General features: G+C 37.5%; 14 protein-coding genes. All 14 read right to left on the bottom strand.

The window, feature by feature from the left end:
* Positions 1 to 343 precede the first annotated feature (343 nt).
* The 14 genes from ACSLUH_RS19050 to ACSLUH_RS18985 all read right to left on the bottom strand — a co-directional run bounded on the left by ACSLUH_RS19050 (position 344) and on the right by ACSLUH_RS18985 (position 9,464).
* Positions 344 to 1,039: an aspartate/glutamate racemase family protein gene (locus tag ACSLUH_RS19050; RefSeq protein ID WP_448569981.1), complete on the bottom strand. Its 696-nt coding sequence runs from the start codon at positions 1,037 to 1,039 to the stop codon at positions 344 to 346.
* Between the two features lie 44 nt (positions 1,040 to 1,083).
* Complete coding sequence (locus ACSLUH_RS19045; protein ID WP_448569979.1) at positions 1,084 to 1,386, bottom strand: hypothetical protein; 303 nt, start codon at positions 1,384 to 1,386, stop codon at positions 1,084 to 1,086.
* A 52-nt stretch (positions 1,387 to 1,438) separates the two neighbouring features.
* Entirely contained in the window at positions 1,439 to 1,933 is a 495-nt protein-coding gene (locus ACSLUH_RS19040) for an anthrone oxygenase family protein (protein WP_448569977.1), read from the bottom strand.
* A 51-nt stretch (positions 1,934 to 1,984) separates the two neighbouring features.
* Positions 1,985 to 2,482 carry a P-loop nucleotide/nucleoside kinase family protein gene (locus tag ACSLUH_RS19035; RefSeq protein WP_448569975.1) on the bottom strand — a complete coding sequence of 166 codons (498 nt, stop codon included), beginning with the start codon at positions 2,480 to 2,482 and terminating at the stop codon, positions 1,985 to 1,987.
* 398 nt (positions 2,483 to 2,880) lie between these two features.
* A complete protein-coding gene (locus ACSLUH_RS19030; protein ID WP_448569973.1) occupies positions 2,881 to 3,132 on the bottom strand; it encodes a hypothetical protein in 252 nt (83 codons plus the stop codon).
* 95 nt (positions 3,133 to 3,227) lie between these two features.
* Positions 3,228 to 4,076 (bottom strand): TIGR04219 family outer membrane beta-barrel protein, encoded by an 849-nt coding sequence (locus tag ACSLUH_RS19025; protein WP_448569971.1) that lies wholly within the window; start codon positions 4,074 to 4,076, stop codon positions 3,228 to 3,230.
* A gap of 486 nt (positions 4,077 to 4,562) precedes the next feature.
* Entirely contained in the window at positions 4,563 to 4,973 is a 411-nt protein-coding gene (locus ACSLUH_RS19020; protein WP_448569969.1) for a VOC family protein, read from the bottom strand.
* Positions 4,974 to 5,044: 71 nt separating this feature from the next.
* Positions 5,045 to 5,464, bottom strand: coding sequence for a helix-turn-helix domain-containing protein (locus tag ACSLUH_RS19015; RefSeq protein WP_448569967.1), 420 nt, complete (start codon positions 5,462 to 5,464; stop codon positions 5,045 to 5,047).
* A gap of 141 nt (positions 5,465 to 5,605) precedes the next feature.
* The gene (locus ACSLUH_RS19010; protein WP_448569965.1) at positions 5,606 to 6,058 is read right to left on the bottom strand and encodes a DUF2306 domain-containing protein; all 453 of its coding nucleotides are present in this window, start codon (positions 6,056 to 6,058) and stop codon (positions 5,606 to 5,608) included.
* Positions 6,059 to 6,332: 274 nt separating this feature from the next.
* Positions 6,333 to 6,605: a hypothetical protein gene (locus ACSLUH_RS19005; RefSeq protein ID WP_448569963.1), complete on the bottom strand. Its 273-nt coding sequence runs from the start codon at positions 6,603 to 6,605 to the stop codon at positions 6,333 to 6,335.
* A gap of 98 nt (positions 6,606 to 6,703) precedes the next feature.
* Positions 6,704 to 6,904 carry a hypothetical protein gene (locus ACSLUH_RS19000; RefSeq protein WP_448569961.1) on the bottom strand — a complete coding sequence of 67 codons (201 nt, stop codon included), beginning with the start codon at positions 6,902 to 6,904 and terminating at the stop codon, positions 6,704 to 6,706.
* A 117-nt stretch (positions 6,905 to 7,021) separates the two neighbouring features.
* A complete protein-coding gene (locus ACSLUH_RS18995; RefSeq protein ID WP_448569959.1) occupies positions 7,022 to 7,210 on the bottom strand; it encodes a hypothetical protein in 189 nt (62 codons plus the stop codon).
* Between the two features lie 135 nt (positions 7,211 to 7,345).
* On the bottom strand, positions 7,346 to 8,599 hold the full coding sequence (locus ACSLUH_RS18990; protein ID WP_448569957.1) for an MFS transporter: 1,254 nt from the start codon (positions 8,597 to 8,599) through the stop codon (positions 7,346 to 7,348).
* Positions 8,600 to 8,657: 58 nt separating this feature from the next.
* A complete protein-coding gene (locus tag ACSLUH_RS18985) occupies positions 8,658 to 9,464 on the bottom strand; it encodes an alpha/beta fold hydrolase (RefSeq protein WP_448569955.1) in 807 nt (268 codons plus the stop codon).
* Between the last annotated feature and the right edge of the window lie 209 nt (positions 9,465 to 9,673).

Here is a 9,673-nt window from a genome sequence, read left to right as displayed (position 1 = left end):
AAAATGCACTAACGAAGATAAAAATCAGCAGGTTTAGTCAGTAGCCAACTAAGAGCTTATCGCTCGCTTAATAGATTTGACAACCTGTTCGCGTAAATATCAAAGAGCCAGAGATAGCTTCTCAATGCAGAGCTCGTACATAAGTATGCATTTATTTCTTTGTACTTGATTTTTGTTGTTGACGAGAGGGAGTCCACATAAGTTGGCTGGGGTTTTCCCACCACGCTAAGCCAACGATCGTGCCCATTATGCCATCGGAAACAAATAACGAAACAATGACGGTTATTCACCAATATCTTTTCGTATTGTTTTTCATCCGATTTAACTAACACTCATAGACACGCTAATTTATCAAAGCTAATTCTAGTGCTTTTTGAGCATGAATTTCAGTGGTATCTAATAATAACACTTGAGTATCAGATTGCTTTACTAGCAAGCCAATTTCAGTACAGCCTAGGATAACCGCTTCGGCTCCCTTACTGGCGAGATCTTCAATAATACGTAAAAACTCTGCTTTCGATTGCGCTTTTGTCTGCCCCAGACACAGCTCTTGATAAATAACTTCATGTACTATTTCCCTATCTTTTTGCTCAGGTACAGAAACATCTACTTGATAATTATCATGCAAACGACCTTTATAAAATTCTTGCTCCATGGTAAATGCTGTTCCCAATAAGCCTACGTGCTTGATGCCAGCTTCTGATAGTACTTGAGCGGTTGCATCGGCAATATGAAGCAATGGAATAGTAATCGCCGCTTGGATTTGCGGCGCAACTTTATGCATGGTATTGGTACATATTAATAAAAAGTCAACACCTGCGGCTTCAACCTGTTGTGCTGCCTGAGACAGTATTTGCGCGGTTCCCTGCCAATCACCTTGGTGTTGTCGTTGTTCAATATCATGAAAATCAACACTATACATGACGATTTTTGCAGAATGTAAGCCACCTAAAGCTTGTTTAACACCTTCATTTAATGAGCGATAATAGCCTACCGTGCTCTCCCAACTCATACCACCGAGTAAACCAATCGTTTTCATGAAGTATCCCTTGGTCGTATTGGACAATGCAATAGCCGTTTATACTATTTATCCGTGTGTTTTTTAAGTGAATCATCGAGCGTTTTTTGTTGCTTAGCTTGCTCGCTTTTACAACGGTTTCTTTCATATTCATAGGGATGATTACAGTTTTTATCTGCCCCAAGCCCGATTAGCAAGGCGTCTTCTCTTTCCTTACACTTCATTTCTTGAGCAGGTTCCATATTTACACACATAGATTCTGGTTTAGTCGCATCAGCTGCTCCGTAATCATCTTTACTGTAAGCGCTACATCCATTGATTAACATCACCATTACCGTTAGCGACATTAGCTTCGATTTTAACATCATATCTTAATCCTTCCTTTGTAAACGACTGTTATCTTATATTATTTGCCAGACATTAGAACCTTAATGCCAATGATATTAATACTAACGATACACCACATGCGAGTATCGCTCTGATCCGATTTGCCCGATTCCAACGAGGCTCAAAATGCAAGCGTTCTTGACTAAGCTCCGTTTCAGTCATTGCGTTAATGTCTAGTGTTTGTAACCTATTATTCAATGGTAAATTAATGATAACCGTTAAAGCTTGAACACCTGCTAGATAAACACCTGTTGATAATAATAGTAAGTAAAAATCTATACCTTGAAGTACTGATGAGCTCGTTATCGCACATACGATAAGTGAAAGCGCTGAACCAACCCAAACAAACAAAAATAATGGGTGGTTGTCTTGGATGATTTTATCGGTGACTTGAAAAACCTTGATAAATTGCTTGTCGTCCAAGTTTCTTATGCCTGGCATAATCACAATGGCGTAGATAAATAACAAACCAGCAACTAGAGCGCAAAGCAGCCCTGATAACACCAATGTTACTTCAAAAATACCCACAATATTCACCCTCTAGTTTCAACGTTAGCTTACTACTTATCGCATGTAAGACTATAACCGCTTCTCGATAACTTGTATGTTGGCAAACTCATCACAAACAGGTGCTTCAAAGTACTTGGTAACAAAGTTAAACATCTCTTCATTATCAAATTTGGCTCTTTGTGGTTGCGCTATTCGCCTTTTAGCAAGTTGCATTAAACAAACTTCATTGCTGACATTTAAGTAGATAAGCTCAGCTTTAACCTTAGCTTGAATAGCTAGCATATTAAACCATTCTCGCTGTTTTTTTGTATTAGCAGGAAAGTCCATCACCACTGTGGTGCCTGTCGCCAATATATTGATAATATGTGACTTTACTAACGGTTTTAATCGCGCTGAAAATTGAAGGTAATCGTCGAACGAATGTATTTGCTCTGGGTAAAGCATGGCAAGCCATTCATCTTCTGAAATAAGCACCGCATTGCGGTTTAATGCAACAGATTTAGCGTTTGTTGACTTACCAGCCCCCATCTTACCGCAAAACAACACTAAATCACCTTGGTGTGACATACACTCTCCTAAGCTTACTAGGTTATTACCTTGCCCTCATTAAATAAAAACTTAAAATATTTAATCGCAAATATAATCTAGAGCGTGTTGATCTTTGATGTGCATTTTGGCAGCAGCTCATTTGAAGTTTATACAAGACAGAGCCTATGTAATGTGGTTATTCCCCATAAATAGGCAATAACGAAGTAGAAATTTCAAATGGGCGCTGTCCTTCGGATTCGTTTAAACGTGATTTACGCTTTGTTGTGGCTCATTTGTATAGAATAACTATACGGTATTCGCTACGCCTCGATTAAATCACGTTTAACTCGAACAAAATTTGTACCGCAAAGAGTAACACGCTCTAACTACAAGTACACTATATACTTTATTACGGTACTATTACGGCACTATTACGGTTAATCACCACCGCCCCCGCCACAACCACCGCTGTCGCCACCGCAATCTCCACCACTAGAGCTACCCCAACTTGAACCGCCATCGGCACTCGAGTGAGACCCTTTACCCGTTGTGCTAGCAAAAGCAGAAAGCAGTGTTACAACACCGATGACTAATAAGACCCACCCCAATACTGCTGGACTTTCTGACGCAACCTTTTCACCGCCTATCCAAATAAAAACGGCTCCGATAACTAGATTAATAATTTTCATATCCTCTCCCTAACAATTAAACGAGATTAAAATTAATAGCCTATGACACAAAATACTCTCAACGTCAGCTTTAAGACTAAGACACTATTGAAGTGCTAAAAGCGACTAATGAAACCAACAAAAGCTCCGTTAACATCGACTTCTGCCGACAGGTTATTTGAGTCTATCAACTCCAGTTTCATGGCGCGATACCCTAAGGTCATGTCTAAATCTATTACCCTGCTGTCAATTAAATCGTAATTAAAACCAATGTGATAATCATAAATCGTCCGATCATTGGCTATTGAAAAATCACCATAGGCATAGACACTTAAATCGCTTACTGGGAGCTTTAACGTTGTCGCTACGTGCAACATTGCTTCACTGCTTTTTGCATTTATCGTTGTGGTGCTAACGTTTGTGTTTGTGTCAATAATATTGTGGTAGTCATGATCGTCATGTTCCTCGCCATCCCATATATAATCGCGAGTTGTCGTCACAATGGTTGAGGTTTCTTTTTCATCTACACCACCGTTAAAACGTCTTACCGTTAGTCCTAAATCGAAAGCTACGACGTTATTGTCATAGATTGAGTAATACAAGGTATAGTCGATAAAGTTAAGGTTTAAATCCGCTTCGATATCCCTATCAGTACGAACGTCAACATGCGACGTTTCATTATCAGCACTGTATTGTTGCGTTATGCTGTTTTTACCTAGGGAATTAAACGTAGTTCTCGCAATGCGCATATAAGGAAGTAACGGAAAAGGGTGTTCAATTGCAATAAACAAGCTTTGTTGTAATTCACGGTCAAACCCTAATGCGTTTGTCGTGTCTTGTTTACTGATATTACCGGATGTCTTGCTATGCCAAATTTGGCTGCCAAAATAAAACCCAACATTATTGGCTTGAGCATTTGCAGATAATAACGTTGCTAAAATTAAAGCAATATCCTTTTGTTTCATGTACGCATCCCTTTTATTAGCGCTATTTATCTGAGCTCAAGAGCTGTTGTTCCATGAGTATTCAAAATTATATTAACTTTGAATGATGGTATACTCAGCCTTGCGACCATATTCAAAAAAAATCAATATATGCTAATGAAGTGAACCCTCATTACGTGGGCATTTTTTCCCAAAAACACCACACCAAAATGCTAGCTCCACTACGACACCTAAAACGATAAAGGCCACTGCTTGGTGAGAAACCCCATAACCATAGCATATTAGGGCAGTTATTAATAAGCCCGCTAAAATAATCCATTTATGTAATATTTTCATAAACTAAACTTATTAAACCAATTACGTTTAAATAGAATATATGCCCCGAAAACTTATGGAGCAACAGTAAGTTTGTCATATTATGTTATTATGCGACATTGATAGTAAAGCCAGCTAAGACCTTATTTTAAACGATGCTTGTAACACCTTGCTGGCCTTACTTGTTAGGTTTTATGAGCGTTGAACCAAACTAAACCAGTTTCCCGAGTTGTCTAAGGCCATCGCTTCGATACCATAAAGCTGCTCTGTCGGCGGTTGAATAAACGTCACTCCTTTTTCGACCAACTCTTGATAAGTTTTTTGACAATTGTCCGTTTCGAAAACACCTGCACCAAATGCGCCCTCTTCGATTAAACTTCTGATTTTTTCAGCTGCGTCTTTAGTGAACATCGGCCCTTCTTTTGGTTCCGCTAATACCAACTGTAGATCTGATTTAGATTTCGGATGCACCGTTAACCATCGAAAGCCACCTTCTACTTTCATATCTTCACCGACTTCGAACTCGAGTTTGTTTTTGTAAAAATCAAGTGCCTCCTCCTGATTAAGTACATAAATTGTTGTATGTGCTATGGATGTGATCATTTCTATACTCCCTGTTGTTGATTGCCCTTTATTCTACAGAAACAATTAAAATATTATTTCTCCAATATTGCTCACTTAACAAACTTGCCAAAAAAATGGTAGGCATAGCATGCAGGTATCGCCTGCAATGGAAAGCAAAATGCTTCGGAAGACAACGCCCAAATTTTACGACGATAAAAACTAGGTGCCATACCGGTTTGTTTTAAAAACAATGAAGAAAAGCTACCTAAACTAGCGTACCCTACTTTTTCACACACTTCTGAGACACTAAAATTTTCCGTAATGAGCATATTTTTAGCTTGTTCGATTCTAATACGGATCAAAAACTCGTTCGGCGTTTCTCCATAAGTATCCTTGAAAGCACGTAAAAAGTGATAGGGTGACATATAGGAATGTTTAGCCATATCAAGCAAGCAGAGCCTGTCTTGAAAATTATCGGCAATAAAGTCCCTACTTGCATGTAACCTTTTAAGTTTGTAGTTCGTCGCCATAAAATATACTTTAAATACTCATCACACCAAACGAAGGTGTGAACAATAATAACAACTGACCTAACCCATTGTAGCCTCCTCAATATAATGAGGAGGTGTCTACTAAATCGGTCAAGATCACGCCCGCCCTTGACCGTCTTTTTATACACCGACCTTTCTGATTTTTTTGCTAAATTTTTCAATGACAAAAACAGAAATACCAAACACAACGGCAATTGAAACAAATGCAGATTCACCCGGAGCCAAACCAAAACTCAATGGAATTCTAGCAACAGCTGCCGCGAGAACACCAACATAAGCATATGAAATAAAATAATAGTGGCTTACTAACCAGTTTTTATTTGGTTTTCTAGCTGCATAGTAATACCCAAGTAACACCCAAACTAAATTCCACAGCGCCAAAGGTTGAAAGAAAGTAAAGCCGTATTTGGGCCATAGAGCAAACGCGGTTACATTGACCAGAACCATACTTAAAACAAAGACCTTTCCCAGTAACGTATGAAAAACGTCACCTTTTCTACGAGTGATAACTATTGCACCGCTAACTACTCCTGTAATCGCTAACGAAACGTGAGTAAGTGTAATGAAGTCCATTTCCTCTCCTTAGGTTTATAAACGCCTTACTAATGGGCTCACAAATGCTTGGCTAAAATTAGCAAAAAAAAGCGCCAGCCAAGCTTTATAGGTCCGTTCCATAATTACCTTTATGTGCAGCTATCTAACTTGCCACAACTTTTTAACCATTTTGACCCCATTAGGGTCATAACTGGTTAGCATTTCTCTTTCGTAAGGAAAGTAGTCACCACCTACAAAATACATTGCTGATAATTCAGCAAAGTATTCTAAACTGTTCCTAATAGCATATGCTTCAGGCTTCAGGCTTTATCCTATTTTTACAGTCTTTAACGTTTTTATATAAATTTCGAGTTTTAGCATTTTTCCAAGAAGTAACCATTTCTGTATATTTATCAGGCCAATGTAAAATGTGCCACGCATGAGCAAATTCATGAGTAATTGCTTTTTTAGCCCACATTTCGGTTAAGTACATTAAATTCTCAGCACTGTAAATTACGACTGAATTTTCCCATCGAGGGTCGTAATGCGGCCTGTTATTTGTTTCACCTTTTCTAACATACCGCATGCCACTTTTTTTTACCTCCTTTAGGAGATTTTTGCCCCCAAAGCAGAAAAATTTTCACTTTTTTTAGCTTTCCAATTGAATGTACCGGTAGCTTGGTTTCAATTTTTTTTAAGGGTACTTTTAAGTTTCTTAAGTGCGTCCTTGGCTAACTCAGGATCGGCGCTTTTCATGTCTGCTTCATAATAGATATTCCAAGCCCCTTTTTCGTTTATGTAATCTCGGGAAGGAACTCTAAAATCAACATCTGCTTTTACAGGTATTGAAAGAAAAATTAACAGAATTGGAAACAAAAACTTCAAAATACACTCCATTGCACATAACTCCCCATTCAGGGGGGGTAATAATTGGCTAAAATAATGAGGCACGAACAAAAACCAACTGTAAAGTGTCCTGTTGAATGCCTTGTATGCAATATTTTAAACCTTGCCTGACTCTAGTTTTTTAACGCGCGCTTCTAGTTGCTCAACCTTTAACGCTAAATCTTTTTTAGTCGGCGACTTGCTTACTATTTTAGAAATTACCTCATCGAACCCTGTTATAGAGTTAAAAATTAGTATGGCAAACCCAACATAGAGTGCCCACTCAAGAATTGTTGATGGTTCCATTTTTAATCTCCTCCTTTGTTTTATAAAAATTTATCGATATTGCTAACGCCGTTTTAAACTTCAAATTACAGTTGGCTAAAATAAGTGAGGCACGAACAAAAGGCAACTGTAATTTGTCCGACTTGAAAACCCGTGTTAGGCTTTACTTAATCCAGAACTTTCAGGGTTAAACATATAGTTCCTTATATTTAAATTGAAACTAGTAAATATTGTGAGTAATCCGATACTAAATGAGCAAAGCCCAACAATTAACTGAGTGTTATTGTTAGTTAGTGTACCTAAAACACCACCAATTAATAATCCTAATGGTAATAATCCACTAGATATAGTCATTAATAAACTCATAACTCGCCCACGTAACTCTGTTGGTGTGTTTTTTTGAAATAATGTCATCGCCTGTAGATTGAACACCCCTAGACTTAACCCCGCAATGAATAAACCAAATAATGCAATTATGGGTGATTCAGTCTGACTAAGTAACATTAAACTGCATGAAAATATAAACATTGAAGCAAACATTATGAAGGTTCTGCGGTTACCTTGTACATTAATAGTCGCAGACAGCCAATACCCCAAAATACTACCAAGTGCCATTGCTGCTAGTAAAAAACCGTACCATTGAGCCTCTTCTGATAATTGCCCAGTTACATAAAAGGGTAAAAGGAGCATAATTGGAGCGATAAAAAAATTGATAGATGATGCAAAAATCATCGTTTGAAGCATCCCTTTACAGCTTTTGACATAACGTAACCCTTCAATTAAATCTGCTTTATGCTGTTTGTATTTGTTGCTAATACCAATTCTATTTTTATGCTCTTCAAAATCGTGTTTGATAAAAGATTCACTAAAAGCAGATATAAAATATGAGATAGCATCAAGTAAAAGTAAAATTGGCGCACCTAAGGCACGATAAAGAAGCCCTCCCATTGCTTGGCCTACTATTGTTGTGCATTGGGTAGATGACTGGAAGAATGCAACTGTTTTAGAAAGCTTTTCAGTTGTAACAAGATCTGGAATGAAAGCATCTACAGCTGGTTGAAAGAAAGCTCTTGATATTCCGTTTATTAAAGAGACCATAGCAAACAGCATAATGATAAAAAACTGGCTACCATATTCACCTAAAATAGTTAGGGATAGAACAAGAACGGCGGTCCCTCGAATAAGATCAGTGATTACCATGATGTTTTTACGTGAATATTGATCGGCGATCACACCAGCGATCGGCCCCAAAAAAACACTGGGTAATATAGATAATGTTAACATAATACTCATCAAGGCTGATGAGTTGGTATTCTCCATAAACCAAAACATCATCGCAATAGAATAGGCTTGCATTCCTAACTGGCTTATTAGCTGTCCTTGCCACAAAAGAAAAATATTTTTATTCAAGAGATCCATTGAGGTTCGATGCATACTGAAAGCCTAACGAATGTTATACGAAAATTTATCACCGCTTTAAAATACTTACTAATTTATTAATTATAAGTTCAGGTGAATGTGTTGGAATATCGTGATTACTCCCTTTGGCAACAATTATATTATTACCACATTGGTTTGATAACTCTTTATGACCATGTTTCCATTCACTTATTTCTTTTTGAGAAGACCATTCAGGACTTTCCGCTGAAATAACAAAGCAATTAGCTGATTTTGATGTTTTAATTTCTTTAACCTTATTAAAGGTATCTGGAACACCTTTTGTTTCTCTAATTATTGATTTACCAAAGTTGTTATCTGGAAGAGAAGATGGATCAAAATGCTTTAATTCTTCTTCTATGCCCCCCATTGATTCAATAAAAGTAATTGTGATTGGATCAATGTAAACCATTGAGTAAATAGAATCCGTATATTTAGCTTCGTACATTTTTAATAGATAGTAAGCGTAAGAATGACCAACATAAACTATAGAGTCAGCGTACCCAAGATCTTCTAGCCCTTTTCTCAGCCCTTCAACTTCACTATCTATATCATAAGGAAATTTAGGTAACTCACTTAACCCATAACCCGCTCTATCGTAGGTAATAATAGCGTTATCTATTTTAGTCGATAGTGTTTCAACTATTGAATTCCAGTGAGAAGAGTCTACGCCTGAACCTGATTCAAATAAGACCGCAGGCTTAGTACCTGAAATAAAGTTAAAACTAAGATTATATTTTCCTACATCAATAGATACTTGTTGGATCTTCCTCTCAGCACTCAACCCATAAGCTGATATAGGCAACAAAATAAAAATTAAAGTTAGAAATCGAAACATTTATGCTGAAGTTCCTTTTTCGTATAACGCCCACATTAATGGGAAAAAAATTGTTGGCTAAAATAGCGACGAAGGAGCAAAAGCCAACTGTTTTTTGTCCCTGTTTAATTGCTTGTATGGATAATAAACCCACCAAATTTACAATATTCAGGTAAAGTGAGACCCAAGCCTTAGCTGCAACTAAGGCCTTCTTTTACAGTAGTTCGTTT

This window comes from Thalassotalea ganghwensis (genome assembly GCF_053485795.1).
The sequence above is the reverse complement of the archived record's forward strand: the minus strand, read 5'-3'. Positions and strand labels throughout refer to the sequence as shown.